Consider the following 15,068-nt stretch of genomic DNA (forward strand, 5'->3'; position numbering starts at 1 on the left):
GCATAAAGAGCCTCGCTATGTGGTCGCGCTTGGCACGGCCATCATTGTGCTTTTGTACGTTGTCTATGTCTGGGGAAGTTTGAGCCAGTTCTGATCTCGGGTGGCGCATCACGTCGCCACTCTCTTTTAAGAGTTTCTTTCATGTCGGATACGAAACACCTCTCCTTCGCGGATACGCTCGCGTTAGGCGGGATGACCCTTGCGTTATTTTTGGGGGCCGGGAATATTATTTTCCCGCCGCTGGTGGGTATGCAGGCGGGCGCGAACTCCGTCACCGCGGGCGCCGGCTTTATTATTACTGCCGTGCTGTTTCCTGCGCTGGCCATTATTTCTCTGGCGATCAATAAAGGGGATATTAACGAACTGACGCGTCCATTGGGGCAGGCCGTGAGTATTGCTTTTATCAGCGTTTGTTTCCTGACGCTCGGCGTTTTATTTGGTACACCGCGTACGGCCACCATTAGCTATGAAGCGATAACCAACGGTGCGCAGAGTACGTTGACGCAAAAAACGGTATTCTCTTTTGCGTTCTTCGCCCTGGCAGGCGCGGTACTGGCAAAATCGGGCAAGTTGCTGGAAATTGTCGGCTTCTTCCTCTCGCCGGTGAAAATTGGCGCACTGATTTTCATTGGCGTCACGGCCTGGATTTACCCTACCGGCGCGCTGACCTCTGCGGTTGACGCGTTTGATACGCATCCGTTTGGTACCGGGTTCATCAATGGCTATCAGACGCTGGATGTCATTAGCGCGTTATGCTTTGGGGCGATCATCACGCACACGCTTTATCAGCGCGGCATCGTGAATGCCAAAGGTATTCTGCGTTATTCCAGTCGCGCGGCGCTGATTGCCGCCGCCGGGCTGGTGCTTATTTACGTCTGTTATATTTCTATGGGCGCGCATACGCTGGAACATTCCGCCAGTAACGGGATGCAAATTATGAGCGCCTATGTGGAGACCGTCTTTGGCGTATATGGTCGCGCGTTGCTTGCGGCAATTATTACGCTGGCGTGTCTGGTGACGGCGATAGGTTTGACGACCGGCACCGCGCGTTATTTTCATCAGATAACCGGCATCTCTTATGGCCTGCTGGTCACGCTTTCACTGGTACTTTCGGCGATGATTGCCATACTGGGGCTTGATTCGCTCACGATGCTGGCGGTTCCGGTGCTCAGTGCGATTTATCCGGCGGCGCTGGTGGTGGTGGCGTTGGGGATTGTCAGAAAATGGCTCGCCATTCCGACGATGTTATACCGGGGGTTATTCTTTATCGCGCTTATTGTGGGGGTGGTCAGCGCGTTTATTTGACTGGCTTCACTGGCCCGGTAAGCGCCGCTACCGGGCATTTCCCGCATCATAAACACGGGTAGGGAATTACTCATTTCCCCACTGATTCAGGAACTCCGCAATCTCATCAATTCGCGCGGCGTTGATACCCGCTTCATCGGCCATCTCTTTCTGCGCCTCTTCGCTGATCTCTTCGTTATTCATCAGGCGGGTCAGCAGCAGCTGAAAATAGTGCGCCAGCGGTGTGCGTTCAGACTCGGCGACCGGCTCTGCGCATTCCGTCGCGTATTCATCGGCAATATCGTAATACTTCAATGGGATATCGTTGTTCATAAAAAGCCTCTGGTTAAGGTTTCGCGGGTGTCTGGCCGGAATAGTATCACTCAATTGACGTACACAACACTTCGCGCAGCCACGCCATAAAGGTGGTGACGCGCACAGGCGTATAGTGGCGAGTGGGGCGAATGAGCGAAAGGGGGAGCGCTGACGGCGCATGATCCTGCATTACCGGCACCAGCGTGCCCGCATGCAGCGCATCTTCGACGATAAACCACGGCAGCATAGCGATGCCCATCCCCTGGATTGCCGCTTCCCGCAGCACGTCGCCGTTATCGGTGATAAGCGGGGTATTCATTTCAGGTAGCTCTTTGCCTTCGGTAAATCCCCACTCATCGCGCGCGGAGAGCAGCGAATAGCGCAGACAGCTGTGCCCGGCAAGGTCAGCCGGTGATGCCGGGACACCTTTTCGCGCAAGATACGCCGGCGAGGCGCAAAACAGCCGTGGAAGGTCTGCCAGATGAGCGCAAACCAGCGACGAATCATTCAATGCACTGATGCGTAAAGCCAAATCCAGGCCTTCTCCCACCAGATCCGACAGTCGGTCTTCCAGCTGTAACTGCACGGTGATTTGCGGATATTTCGCCATAAACACCGGCAGCAGCGGTGCCAGTTTTTTCACGCCATAGGTTAACGGCGCCGACAGACGAATTACGCCGCTCAGCGTCTCCTGAAAGCAGTTCAGCCGTTCTTCCGCCTGTTCCAGCGATTCAAGGATCCCTTTCACATCCTTGTAAAACTGCTCACCGGCGGTAGTGAGTTCCAGGTGTCGCGTGGTGCGGTTGAGCAGGCGCACGCCCAGACTCTGTTCCAGCGAAGAGACGCGGCGGCTGATGGAGGCGCTGCTGGTTTCAAGCTGTACGGCAGCATTATAAAAACTGCCCGTTTCGATTACGGCGACAAAGCTGCGCAGGGACAGGAGATCGTATTCTTTCATTTTTCGTAACGGTGAATTGTGTGTAGCCCCATTTATCCTGGGGAGAATGGTGATTAATCTGTCCGCATTATATGAACACCGGAGAGAAACAATGACAACCCAATACCGCGTAAAAAAAGGCGAATCCCTGCATTATCTGCCCGCAAGTGATTATCACCCGGCCGATACCTACTTCCATTTTTCCTTCGCCAATTATTACGATCCTGACAACATGAATTATGGCGTATTGCGTGTGGTGAATGATGACAATGTGAAACCACACAACGGTTTTGGTCGCCACCCGCATCAAAACATGGAAATTGTCAGCTATGTGATTGATGGCCAACTGACCCACTGGGACAGCGCAACGCAAACGGAAGAGACGCTGGGGCGCGGACATGTACAGGCGATTACCGCCGGGAATGGTGTCTGGCACTCTGAGCTGAATAAACATGATGAATGGTGTCGCTTCCTGCAAATCTGGATCCTGCCGCCGAAGCAGGGGCTGGAGGTGCGTTATAACCAGCGTAAATATCAGGCGGAAGAGCGTGAAAACAAGCTCCTGCATATTGTCGGTAGCCTGAAAAATGACGATGCGCCGCTGATGCTCAATCAGGATGTGAACATGTACGTTAGCGAATTGACCAACCCGACGGCGGAAGTTGAGTATCAACTGCAGGCCGGACGCCAGGCCTATATCAATAACTTCGAAGGTGAAGTGAATGTGAAAGGTTTCGCTTCGTTAGGTAAAAAAGATACCCTGGAAATTACCGGGCCGGCGACCCTGAAATTCAGTGCCGCTAAAGAACAGAGCCATTTTATTATTATCGAAATGCCTGAGTCCCACGCCTGATTTTTAACGCATGACGCTGTCGATTTTTCCGGACACTTGCTAAAGTAACCTGCTGATCGCAAAGGAAGGAACGCGCTGTGGCCGGAAGAATCGATTATCAGATTGAAAAGTACAGCTTCACCGAAGCGGGCGAGTCGCCGAGGCTCGCCCAACAGTGGGCGGAAGTGATTGAAGAGTGCCGTCAGTCCGGCGCGGGCGCGCAGGAGCGTTTACGCATTGCGCTGCTGAACGTTGACTACGTCACCAGCTTCGAATTGCCTTTTCGTCTGTTGTTAATCCGCGCGCCACAGCTGATCGCCGCCGTACGTGATGAACTTCAGCTCAGTCAGAAAAATGTCCTCTTTAATGGTAAACGTTTCGGCTGTGTTTACAGCCTGAAAGCCAGCCTGGACGCCATTCCCGATGAATATCAATACCGCTTATCCAACCGTATCCGGCGAATGGATGGCACGCTTTCAACCGCCTCGCCGTATCAGGAAATTGCCAAACAGATTAAACAGCCACGCGAGCGTTTGAAGCTGGCGCTGGAAAATGATTTGCAGGTTACCGCGCTGGATGGGCTTTTTTGGTTTGGCATTCAACGTATCGCGGCGGATGTGCAGAAGCTGCGGAGAACGGGGATGAAAATCAGCACCGCAGAGGTGGATGTGTTTGATAACCTGACCGGCACCACACGGCGAGTGCCGTATTATCAGCAGGTTAAAAGCGACGCGTAGTGCGCCGCTTTTTGCCCGATGGCGCTACGCTTATCGGGCCTACAATTGGTGATGAATAGTAGGTTGGATAAGCGCAGCGCCATCCAACAATTACGTCTCGCTCACCGGCGTTCTGTCACCCTCATACAACGGCACTTTGCGATAACGACGTACCAGATACCACAGATACGCGCCACCCAGCGCCGCCCACACCAGCCCTAACGTCAGCGACGTGGCTTCGAGGTTAACCCACAGGACACCCACCGTCAGCGCGCCAACCAGCGGCATCAGTAAATAGTGGAAGTGCTCTTTCCAGCTTTTATTCATTCCTTTACGACGCCAGAAGTGGTTGAACACCGACAAATTCACGAAGGTAAACGCCACCAGCGCACCGAAATTAATCAGCGCCGTGGCGGTGACTAAATCGAAGAACAGCGCCGACAATGCGACAATTCCGACCATAATGACGTTCAGCGCCGGGGTGCGCCATTTTGGGTGTACATAGCCAAACACGCGCTCCGGAAACACATTGTCGCGCCCCATTACATACAGCAGACGCGACACGCTGGCATGTGACGCCAGGCCAGACGCTAACGTGTTCACAAACGTGGTGCAGAGGAAAATCGACTGGAACAGCTTGCCGCCGACGTACAGCGCGATCTCCGGCAGTGCGGCATCCGGGTCTTTAAAGCGGCTGATATCCGGGAAGAACAGCTGCATAAAGAACGACGCTGCGATAAAGATAATGCCGCCGTACACCGCCGTCAGAAAAATCGCTTTCGGAATAACCCGCGCGGCATCCGGCGTCTCCTCTGAAAGCGTGGTCACGGCATCAAAACCGAGAAACGAGAAGCAGACGATCGTCGCCCCGGTAATAATCGGAATCAGATGCGCGTTCTCGCTGATAAACGGCTGTAGCGACCAGACCGTGCCAACGCCTTCACCCTTATGCAGCCCCTGAACCACCAGGAAGACAAACACCACCATGATGGAGATTTGCACCAGCACAAACAGGGTATTGAAGTTGGCGACCAGGTTAACGCTCTTCAGATTTGCGGCGGTTAAAATGGCGACGAACGTCACTACCCACACCCACGGCGGCACTTCCGGGAAGAGGGCGGAGAGGTAGATCTTCGCCAACAGCACGTTGATCATCGGCAAAAAGAGATAATCCAGCAGCGACGACCAGCCGACCATAAAACCAACGTGCGGGTTAATCGATTTTTGCGCGTAGGTATAGGCCGAGCCCGCCTCCGGGAACTGGCGAACCAGCTTGCCGTAACTGACAGCGGTAAACAGCACACCGGCCAGCGCCAGCAGGTAGGACGCCGGAACGTGGCCGTCACTGATGCCGGACACAATGCCAAAGGTATCGAACACGGTCATCGGCGTGAGATAGGCAAGCCCCATCATCACCACCTGCCACAGCTTCAGCGACTTACGCAGTTTGGTTTTGCCGGGTTGTGCGGCGATATCCAGTGAGGAATTAAAGGCCATGATGTGTGCCTCCGCTGCGTAATCGGGTTTGCGGTCGCGTAGACCTGAAATCAAACCTGTTTAGCAGGGGAAGCAAGGGGGGCGGGATACACTCGGTCGTGGGGAGGGCGCAAACGCAGCCTCCCTCGCCATGCGGGTATTTCATCATCGGCATCATCTCATTTCCTCGTCACAGTCTGTATCGTTAACGGAAGCCCGTTGCCGCCTGCGTTCCATAACGCGACATACGGGAAATGTCTGGATTACCAGCAAATGTCAGGCCAGGCTCCGCTCAGGCCGGTGATACATACCCCGCAAGGGGGCACTACGCGTTTTTCAACATCCACTCAATTTCGGTTTCTGTGATGAGGCGCTCAAACTGCAACAGCTCATCATTCTTACAGGCGTGATACACATTGCAGAAACGCTCGCCCAGATAGTGGCGCAGGTCGTCGTTTTGCATAAACTCCCACAGCGCATCGCTCTGACGAATCGGGAAGGGTAAGCCTTCCTGCTCCAGCCCGTTGCCTTCTACTTCTTCCTGCAACGGCAGTTCGTTATCGAGGCCGTGCAGAATACCGGCGAAAATCGCCGCCATCACCAGATACGGGTTGGCATCGGCCCCCGCCACGCGGTATTCCACGCGGTGGTTATGACGATCGCCGCACGGAATGCGCAGAGCAACGGTGCGGTTGTTATGGCCCCACGACGCCTGCGTCGGCACATACATCCCCGGCTGGAAGCGGCGATACGAGTTCACGTTCGGCGCCAGCAGCGCCATTGACGACGGCATCAGGTCAATCATTCCGGCAAGCATCTTTTTCAGCAGCGGCGAATCTTCGCCGTCCGCGTCAGAAAGCACGTTCTCACCACGGTTATTTTGCATGCTGATATGGATGTGCATCCCGCTGCCCGCGTGTTCTTCATACGGCTTCGCCATAAAAGTGGCGTGCATCTTATGCTTTTCCGCCATCAGACGCACCAGGCGTTTAAGGGCTAATGCATCATCGCAGGCATCCAGCACGTTATCGGTATGATACAGGTTGATTTCAAACTGGCCCGGCGAGGCTTCGGCGACCGCGCCATCAGCGGGAATCAGCTGTAACTGCGCCAGTTCATCAATATCATTGAGCACGTCGGCGAAGTGGTTGAGGTTATCAACCGAGTAAACCTGGCTTTGGGTGTTGCGGTCATCGGTGCCGGGCGCGCAGGGGGGTTGCAGATATCCTTCGGCGTCGCGTTTGCGATCCAGTAAATAGAACTCCAGCTCTACCGCTACGACCGGGAACAGCCCGCGCTGGCGAAGCTGCTGCCACAGGCGGTTGAGTACGTTCCGCGGCTCAACGTCAAAGGGAGCGCCATCTTCATCAACCATGGTCAGGAGCATCTGACCGATATATTCCGGGTCGGCGGCGGAAGGGGTTAAGGAACCGAGTACCGGCACGCAGGTACGATCCGGCTCGCCCATATCCTGACCCAGGCCCGCTTCTTCTACTACGTTACCGAGAATATCCATCGCAAAGACGGAGGCCGGGAAGTAACACCCTTTCTCCAGCTTCTTCAGGCTGGCTACCGGGACGCGTTTTCCGCGGAAGCAACCATTCAGGTCGGTAAGCAGTACATCAACATATTGCGTATTCGGGTAGCGCTCCAGGTAGCGTTTCACTTCCTGCGTAAAGGCGCTACCCCGCCTCTCTTCTGACTGCTGAACAAAGTTCTCTACTTCAACGATATTGGTTTCCATGATTCTTCGCCTTTGGTTTTGTTTTCCGCTCGCTATGAAAGCGTAAAATATAATGACCACTCTTCGAATTTGTATGCAAACTAAATGTTTGTCAAATGTTAAATTAAGTTTGCAAAACCGAAAATCCACTGCTAGATTGAAAAAATATTGAACAGAAAGGTCATTTTAACCGCAGTAATGGCGATAATTTAGTCCACTTTGTGAGATCGATCATGGAAAATATAATGTACAAGCCGGTTATCGGTATCGTGATGTGCAGGAACAGGCTTAAGGGTCATGAGACCCAGACCCTGCAAGAAAAGTACCTGAATGCCATTATTCACGCGGGCGGTTTGCCGATTGCGCTGCCACATGCGCTGGCGGAGCCTGAGTTGCTCGCAGAACTTCTGCCGAAACTCGATGGCATTTATCTGCCAGGAAGCCCCAGCAATGTGCAGCCGCACCTATATGGTGAAAACGGCGATGAGCCTGACGCCGATCCCGGGCGTGATCTTCTGAGCATGGCGTTGATCAATGCCGCACTCGAAAGGCGCATCCCCATTTTCGCCATCTGCCGGGGGTTACAGGAAATGGTGGTGGCAACCGGGGGTTCTTTGCATCGCAAGCTGTGCGAGCAGTCGGAACTGCTGGAGCATCGGGAAGATCCTGAATTGCCGGTCGAACAGCAGTATGCGCCATCCCACGAAGTGCAGGTTGAAGAGGGCGGATTATTGTCCGCATTGTTACCTGACTGTAGCAACTTTTGGGTAAACTCCTTGCACGGGCAAGGGGCGAAGGTTGTGAGCCCGCGATTGCGCGTCGAGGCCCGTTCACCGGATGGGCTGGTGGAGGCGGTGAGCGTCAATAATCACCCCTTCGCGCTGGGCGTGCAGTGGCACCCGGAATGGAACAGTAGCGAGTATGCGCTTTCGCGTATATTGTTTGAGGGCTTTATCACCGCTTGTCAGAACCATATCGCTGAAAAACAGCGACTCTGACCCCTACAGTTAAGGAAATGCAAATATGAGTGATGACGGACTGGCACCGGGTAAACGCTTGTCGGAAATCCGCCAGCAGCAGGGACTTTCACAACGTCGTGCCGCCGAACTCTCCGGGCTGACTCACAGCGCTATCAGTACGATAGAGCAGGATAAAGTCAGCCCAGCTATCAGTACGCTGCAAAAGCTGCTGAAGGTGTATGGTCTGTCACTCTCGGAATTCTTTTCCGAGCCGGAAAAACCTGATGAACCGCAGGTCGTTATTAATCAGGACGACTTAATTGAAATGGGCAGTCAGGGTGTGTCGATGAAGCTGGTGCATAACGGGAACCCGAATCGCACGCTGGCGATGATCTTTGAAACGTACCAGCCGGGTACCACGACCGGGGAGAGAATTAAGCATCAGGGTGAGGAAATAGGCACTGTACTGGAAGGTGAAATTGTTCTGACCATTAATGGCCAGGATTATCACCTCGTCGCGGGGCAAAGTTATGCCATTAATACCGGCATCCCGCACAGTTTCAGTAATACCTCGGCGGGAGTTTGCCGAATTATCAGCGCCCATACCCCCACCACGTTTTAATCTTTTTGTTTTTGTTAGCCGGGTAAGCGAAGCGCCACCCGGCTAGCTATAAAGGCAATCTATAAAGAATGTCGCCGGAAATAAACGGGCTCATCGCCCGGGGATCTCTGCGCCCTGACGTTCACAAACTGCATATATCTGATAGACGTGAAACAGGAGTCATAATGAATTTTCATCATCTGGCTTACTGGCAGGATAAAGCGTTAAGTCTCGCCATTGAAACCCGCTTATTTATTAACGGTGAATATTCCGCTGCGGCGGAAAATGAAACCTTTGAAACGTTTGACCCCGTCACTCAGGCACCGCTGGCGAATATTGCGCGCGGCAAGAGTGCCGATATTGACCGTGCGGTGAGTGCGGCGCGCAGCGTATTTGAACGCGGTGACTGGTCGCAGGCCGCCCCGGCAAAACGTAAAGCAGTGCTGAATAAACTCGCCGATTTAATGGAAGCCAACGCCGAAGAGCTGGCGCTGCTGGAAACTCTCGACACCGGCAAACCGATTCGTCACAGCCTGCGTGATGATATTCCCGGCGCGGCGCGCGCCATTCGCTGGTACGCCGAAGCGATCGATAAAGTGTATGGCGAAGTGGCGACCACCAGTAGCCATGACCTGGCGATGATCGTGCGTGAACCGGTCGGCGTAATTGCCGCCATTGTACCGTGGAACTTCCCGTTGCTGCTGACCTGCTGGAAACTCGGCCCGGCGCTGGCGGCGGGGAACAGCGTTGTCCTGAAACCGTCTGAAAAATCACCGCTTAGCGCGATTCGTCTCGCCGGGCTGGCAAAAGAAGCGGGTCTGCCGGATGGCGTGCTGAACGTGGTGACGGGGTTTGGTCATGAAGCGGGGCAGGCGCTGTCGCGTCATAACGATATCGATGTTATCGCCTTTACCGGATCGACCCGTACCGGGAAACAGCTGCTGAAAGATGCGGGCGACAGCAACATGAAACGCGTCTGGCTGGAAGCGGGCGGCAAAAGCGCCAACATCGTTTTCGCCGACTGCCCGGATCTGCAAAAAGCGGCGAGCGCGACAGCCGCAGGTATCTTCTACAACCAGGGCCAGGTGTGCATCGCCGGAACGCGTTTGTTGCTGGAAGAGAGCATCGCCGATGAATTCTTAGCCCTGTTAAAACAGCAGGCACAAAACTGGCAGCCGGGCCATCCACTTGATCCCGCGACCACCATGGGCACCTTAATCGACTGCGCTCACGCCGACTCGGTACACAGCTTTATTCGTGAAGGCGAGGGCAAAGGGCAACTGCTGCTGGATGGTCGTAACGCCGAGCTGGCTGCGGCCATCGGCCCGACCATCTTTGTGGATGTAGACCCGAATGCGTCCTTAAGTCGCGAAGAGATTTTCGGCCCGGTGCTGGTGGTTACGCGTTTCACATCAGAAGACCAGGCGCTACAGCTTGCCAACGACAGCCAGTACGGGCTCGGCGCGGCGGTGTGGACGCGCGACCTCTCCCGCGCGCACCGCATGAGCCGCCGCCTGAAAGCCGGTTCCGTCTTCGTCAATAACTACAACGACGGCGATATGACCGTGCCGTTTGGCGGCTATAAGCAGAGCGGCAACGGTCGCGACAAATCCCTGCATGCCCTTGAAAAATTCACCGAACTGAAAACCATCTGGATAAGCCTGGAGGCCTGAAATGACCGAACATACCAGTAGTTATTACGCCGCCAGTGCGAATAAATATGCGCCTTTCGACACGCTGAATGAGTCAATCACCTGTGATGTTTGCGTGGTTGGCGGCGGCTATACCGGGCTTTCCTCCGCGCTGCATCTGGCAGAAGCGGGCTTTGACGTGGTGGTTCTCGAAGCCTCACGCATCGGCTTCGGCGCCAGCGGACGCAACGGCGGGCAGCTTGTAAACTCCTACAGCCGCGACATCGACGTGATCGAAAAAAGCTATGGCATGGACACTGCCCGTATGCTCGGCAGCATGATGTTTGAAGGCGGCGAGATCATTCGCGAGCGCATCAAACGTTATCAGATTGACTGCGACTACCGCCCCGGCGGCCTGTTTGTGGCGATGAATGATAAACAGCTCGCGACTCTGGAAGAGCAGAAAGAGAACTGGGAACGCTACGGCAATAAACAGCTGGAGCTGCTGGATGCCAACGCCATTCGTCGTGAAGTCGCCAGCGATCGCTATACCGGCGCGCTGCTGGATCACAGTGGCGGGCATATTCACCCCCTGAACCTTGCCATTGGTGAAGCCGATGCCATTCGTCTCAACGGTGGGCGTGTGTATGAGCTTTCTGCGGTGACGCAGATCCAGCACACTACGCCCGCCGTGGTGCGCACTGCCAAAGGCCAGGTGACGGCGAAGTATGTGATTGTCGCCGGGAATGCGTACCTGGGCGATAAAGTGGAGCCGGAACTGGCGAAACGCAGTATGCCGTGCGGCACGCAGGTGATCACTACCGAACGGCTTTCCGATGAGTTAGCCCGTTCGCTGATCCCGAAAAACTACTGCGTTGAAGACTGTAACTATCTGCTTGATTACTACCGTCTTACCGCCGACAACCGCCTGCTGTACGGCGGCGGCGTGGTCTACGGCGCGCGCGACCCGGATGACGTTGAGCGTCTTGTGGTGCCGAAACTGTTGAAAACCTTCCCGCAGCTAAAGGGCGTGAAAATTGATTACCGCTGGACGGGCAACTTCCTGCTGACCCTGTCACGGATGCCGCAGTTTGGTCGCCTTGATACCAACATCTATTACATGCAGGGCTACAGCGGCCACGGCGTCACCTGTACCCATCTCGCCGGGCGCTTGATTGCCGAACTGCTGCGCGGTGACGCCGAGCGTTTCGACGCCTTCGCCAATCTGCCGCATTACCCGTTCCCCGGCGGGCGTACGCTCCGCGTGCCGTTTACCGCGATGGGCGCGGCTTATTACAGCCTGCGCGATCGTCTGGGCGTTTAATTTCCGATTAACCGTGAAGAGTCAAAAGGTGTGAAACATGAGCAACAATGAATTCCATCAGCGTCGTCTTTCTGCCACCCCGCGCGGGGTTGGCGTGATGTGTAACTTCTTCGCCCAGTCGGCAGAAAACGCCACGCTGAAGGATGTTGAGGGCAACGAGTACATCGATTTCGCCGCAGGCATTGCGGTGCTGAATACCGGCCACCGCCACCCGGAGTTGGTCGCGGCAGTAGAACAACAGCTGCAACAGTTTACCCACACCGCGTACCAGATTGTGCCGTACGAAAGCTACGTCACGCTGGCGGAGAAAATCAACGCCCTGGCCCCGGTGTGCGGGCAGGCTAAAACCGCGTTCTTCACCACCGGCGCGGAAGCGGTTGAGAACGCGGTGAAAATCGCCCGCGCCCATACCGGACGCCCTGGCGTGATTGCGTTTAGCGGCGGCTTCCACGGTCGTACGTATATGACCATGGCGCTGACCGGAAAAGTCGCGCCGTACAAAATCGGCTTCGGTCCGTTCCCCGGTTCGGTGTATCACGTGCCGTATCCGTCTGATTTACAGGGTATTTCGACGCAAGATTCCCTCGATGCCATCGAGCGTTTGTTTAAATCAGACATCGAAGCGAAGCAGGTTGCCGCCATTATTTTCGAACCGGTGCAGGGCGAGGGCGGTTTTAACGTGGCGCCAAAAGAGCTGGTTTCTGCGATTCGCCGTCTGTGCGACGAGCACGGTATTGTGATGATTGCTGATGAAGTGCAAAGCGGTTTTGCGCGTACCGGTAAACTGTTTGCCATGGATCACTACGCCGATAAGCCGGATTTAATGACCATGGCGAAAAGCCTCGCGGGCGGGATGCCGCTTTCGGGCGTGGTCGGTAATGCCAACATTATGGACGCGCCCGCGCCGGGCGGACTTGGCGGCACCTACGCCGGTAACCCGCTGGCGGTGGCTGCCGCGCATGCGGTGCTCAACATTATCGACAAAGAATCCCTTTGCGAACGCGCGAATCAACTGGGCCAGCGCCTGACGCAAACGCTGATTGATGCCAAAGAAACCGTTCCGGCCATCGCGGCGGTACGCGGTCTGGGGTCGATGATTGCGGCTGAGTTTAACGACCCGCAAACGGGCGAACCGTCAGCCGCCATTGCACAGAAAATTCAGCAACGCGCGCTGGCGCAGGGGCTGCTACTACTGACCTGCGGCGCGTACGGCAACGTGATTCGTTTCCTGTATCCGCTGACCATCCCGGATGCGCAGTTCGATGCGGCAATGAAAATTTTGCAGGATGCGCTGAGAGATTAATTGCAATAACAGCGGGCTGCAATTGTGCAGCCTGCTATAAATACAGTAATAATAATTTAAATTAACTATTTTTCAGAATAACGCTCTTCGTCCTTTCTCTTATGCTGCCTGCTCATATCGATAGCCGAAAAACTTGGTTAGCCCGTTCTTAATTGTTCAATATAGTCATTCCTGTGTTCTTGCTAATTCGCGTGATAAGCGTTTAGCGACTATTTTACAGGAGTTATATTTATGCATCTCGCTCGATTTCCCCGGCTCTCGTTCGGTCATTTCCCCACGCCATTAGAACCGTTAACCCAGCTCTCTCAATTGCTCGGCGGTCCGAATATTTGGATCAAGCGCGACGATTGCACTGGCCTTGCGACAGGGGGAAATAAAACCCGCAAACTTGAGTTTTTACTTGGCGATGCGCAGGAAAAACAGGCCGACGTTATTATCACTCAGGGCGCAACCCAATCGAATCATGTGCGACAGACTGTAGCCGCAGCGGCAAAAATTGGCCTCAAAACACATATTTTCCTTGAGCAGCGCGTGACCACACTCGGCGATGACTACCAGCACTCTGGCAATATTTTGCTTGATGGTCTGTTGGGCGGCGAAATTATTGCGCACCTGCCAGCCGGAACCGATATGCAGCAGGCGATGGAGCATCACGCAGAAACGCTACGTTCGCAGGGATTCAAACCGTATGTGATCCCCGGGGGCGGCTCGAATCCTGTCGGCGCTTTGGGTTATGTAGCCTGCGCACAGGAGCTGCTGTGGCAGTCCAGCCAGCAACGCCTGAGAATCGACCATATCGTTCATGCCACGGGAAGTGCGGGTACGCAGGCAGGATTAGTCGCTGGTCTTCACGCCTCCAACAGCGGTATTCCGTTACTCGGTATTAGCGTGCGTGCGCCGCGTGAGAAACAGGAGCAAAACGTCTGGCGCCTGGCCCAGCAAACGCTGGAACTGTTGGGTGTCGAGGGCGAGCTGCCGCGCGAAAGCGTCAAGGCTAACAGTGACTATGTTGGTGAAGGGTATGGCCTGCCGACGTCATCCATGCTGGAAGCTCTGCAACTGTTGGCACAGCATGAAGGTATTTTGCTCGATCCGGTTTATTCCGGAAAGGGATTCGCCGGGCTGATTGGTCTGATTCGTGAAGGCGCTTTCCGTAAGGGTGAAAATGTGGTCTTCATCCACACCGGCGGTTCCGCGGGCCTGTTTGGCTATCGCCAGGCGATCACCGACTCGCTCGCCCCATGAGCCGCCCCTTTTTATTAGGTGTGCTGGGTGGGATGGGTCCATTAGCCACCGTCGATTTTATGCATAAGCTTCTGCGCGCTACGCCTGCCAGTAACGATCAGCAGCAAATTCCTCATGTGGTGTGGAATGTGCCGCAAATTGCCGATCGTCAGCGTGCGCTGGCCGGAGAAGGGCCGTCGCCGCTTCCGCAACTGCTGCACGGTGTAAAGCAGCTTAACCGGTTGGGTGTTAGCCATATTGTTATCGCCTGTAACACCGCGCATCACTGGTACGACGCGTTAAAACAAGAAAGTCAGGCGCTGATGCTGCATATCGCGGATGCCACACTTGAGGTGATAGAGGATAAGCCGAAAAAAGTGGGACTCATCGCAACACAGGGAACGCTTGATGCAGGTTGGTTTCAACAACGATTCGCGACCATTGGCACGCAAAGCCTGCTCCCGACCCAGGATGAAATTGCGCGCTGGTTTGTTCCGGGTTGCTATGCGGTGAAACGCGGCGATTTGCAGCAGGGAGGCGAGTTGCTGACGTTGCAGGCGCGGGCGCTGCGTGAACGTGGTGCTGAGAAACTGGTGCTGGCCTGTACTGAAGTCCCTGTGGCGTTAGCGGCTGTTTCTTCGCCCTTCCTTAACGAGGCAATTGATCCTGCCGAGGCGCTGGCGAAGCAGTGCGCAAGCCTTTGGTTATCACGGCGTAATGATCACATTATTTAAATGATTTCA

General features: G+C 54.9%; 15 protein-coding genes. 10 read left to right on the forward strand and 5 right to left on the reverse strand.

What is annotated here, in order from left to right; all coding sequences use genetic code 11:
* Window positions 1–141 precede the first annotated feature (141 nt).
* Window positions 142–1,305 (forward strand): branched-chain amino acid transport system II carrier protein, encoded by a 1,164-nt coding sequence (gene brnQ / locus AC1MKH_RS09235; protein WP_276220297.1) that lies wholly within the window; start codon window positions 142–144, stop codon window positions 1,303–1,305.
* A 66-nt stretch (window positions 1,306–1,371) separates the two neighbouring features.
* On the opposite strand, the gene AC1MKH_RS09240 is transcribed toward brnQ, so the two are convergent.
* Window positions 1,372–1,617 carry a YmjA family protein gene (locus AC1MKH_RS09240; RefSeq protein WP_015964984.1) on the reverse strand — a complete coding sequence of 82 codons (246 nt, stop codon included), beginning with the start codon at window positions 1,615–1,617 and terminating at the stop codon, window positions 1,372–1,374.
* A gap of 46 nt (window positions 1,618–1,663) precedes the next feature.
* Window positions 1,664–2,557 (reverse strand): LysR family transcriptional regulator, encoded by an 894-nt coding sequence (locus AC1MKH_RS09245; RefSeq protein WP_276220296.1) that lies wholly within the window; start codon window positions 2,555–2,557, stop codon window positions 1,664–1,666.
* Between the two features lie 91 nt (window positions 2,558–2,648).
* Here AC1MKH_RS09245 and AC1MKH_RS09250 point away from each other — a divergent pair, with 91 nt between their 5' ends.
* Both AC1MKH_RS09250 and AC1MKH_RS09255 read left to right on the forward strand, forming a co-directional pair.
* Complete coding sequence (locus AC1MKH_RS09250) at window positions 2,649–3,389, forward strand: pirin family protein (RefSeq protein ID WP_276220295.1); 741 nt, start codon at window positions 2,649–2,651, stop codon at window positions 3,387–3,389.
* 77 nt (window positions 3,390–3,466) lie between these two features.
* A complete protein-coding gene (locus AC1MKH_RS09255; RefSeq protein WP_276220294.1) occupies window positions 3,467–4,105 on the forward strand; it encodes an ECs1377 family protein in 639 nt (212 codons plus the stop codon).
* Between the two features lie 90 nt (window positions 4,106–4,195).
* Here AC1MKH_RS09255 and puuP read toward each other — a convergent pair whose 3' ends face one another.
* The 3 genes from puuP to puuA form a co-directional block, all read right to left on the reverse strand.
* Window positions 4,196–5,581, reverse strand: a complete 1,386-nt coding sequence (puuP, locus tag AC1MKH_RS09260) for a putrescine/proton symporter PuuP (RefSeq protein WP_276220293.1) — start codon at window positions 5,579–5,581, stop codon at window positions 4,196–4,198.
* Window positions 5,571–5,735: a YmjE family protein gene (locus tag AC1MKH_RS09265; protein WP_276220356.1), complete on the reverse strand. Its 165-nt coding sequence runs from the start codon at window positions 5,733–5,735 to the stop codon at window positions 5,571–5,573. The genes puuP and AC1MKH_RS09265 overlap by 11 nt, the downstream gene beginning before the upstream one ends.
* A gap of 150 nt (window positions 5,736–5,885) precedes the next feature.
* Window positions 5,886–7,304 (reverse strand): glutamate-putrescine ligase, encoded by a 1,419-nt coding sequence (gene puuA, locus AC1MKH_RS09270; RefSeq protein ID WP_276220292.1) that lies wholly within the window; start codon window positions 7,302–7,304, stop codon window positions 5,886–5,888.
* Between the two features lie 212 nt (window positions 7,305–7,516).
* Here puuA and puuD point away from each other — a divergent pair, with 212 nt between their 5' ends.
* The 7 genes from puuD (at window position 7,517) to cuyB (ending at window position 15,059) form a co-directional block, all read left to right on the forward strand.
* Complete coding sequence (puuD, locus tag AC1MKH_RS09275) at window positions 7,517–8,281, forward strand: gamma-glutamyl-gamma-aminobutyrate hydrolase (protein ID WP_015964978.1); 765 nt, start codon at window positions 7,517–7,519, stop codon at window positions 8,279–8,281.
* 25 nt (window positions 8,282–8,306) lie between these two features.
* Window positions 8,307–8,864 (forward strand): HTH-type transcriptional regulator PuuR, encoded by a 558-nt coding sequence (puuR, locus tag AC1MKH_RS09280; protein WP_253896867.1) that lies wholly within the window; start codon window positions 8,307–8,309, stop codon window positions 8,862–8,864.
* A gap of 164 nt (window positions 8,865–9,028) precedes the next feature.
* Window positions 9,029–10,516 carry an aldehyde dehydrogenase PuuC gene (gene puuC / locus AC1MKH_RS09285; RefSeq protein ID WP_276220291.1) on the forward strand — a complete coding sequence of 496 codons (1,488 nt, stop codon included), beginning with the start codon at window positions 9,029–9,031 and terminating at the stop codon, window positions 10,514–10,516.
* A gap of 1 nt (window position 10,517) precedes the next feature.
* Window positions 10,518–11,798 carry a gamma-glutamylputrescine oxidase gene (puuB, locus tag AC1MKH_RS09290; protein WP_130216082.1) on the forward strand — a complete coding sequence of 427 codons (1,281 nt, stop codon included), beginning with the start codon at window positions 10,518–10,520 and terminating at the stop codon, window positions 11,796–11,798.
* A gap of 37 nt (window positions 11,799–11,835) precedes the next feature.
* The gene (gene puuE / locus AC1MKH_RS09295; protein WP_276220290.1) at window positions 11,836–13,101 is read left to right on the forward strand and encodes a 4-aminobutyrate transaminase; all 1,266 of its coding nucleotides are present in this window, start codon (window positions 11,836–11,838) and stop codon (window positions 13,099–13,101) included.
* 231 nt (window positions 13,102–13,332) lie between these two features.
* Window positions 13,333–14,346 carry a D-cysteate sulfo-lyase gene (gene cuyA / locus AC1MKH_RS09300; protein WP_276220289.1) on the forward strand — a complete coding sequence of 338 codons (1,014 nt, stop codon included), beginning with the start codon at window positions 13,333–13,335 and terminating at the stop codon, window positions 14,344–14,346.
* Window positions 14,343–15,059 carry a cysteate racemase gene (gene cuyB, locus AC1MKH_RS09305; protein ID WP_276220288.1) on the forward strand — a complete coding sequence of 239 codons (717 nt, stop codon included), beginning with the start codon at window positions 14,343–14,345 and terminating at the stop codon, window positions 15,057–15,059. The genes cuyA and cuyB overlap by 4 nt, the downstream gene beginning before the upstream one ends.
* Window positions 15,060–15,068 lie beyond the last annotated feature (9 nt).

The organism is Pseudocitrobacter sp. CD920760, from assembly GCF_057782505.1.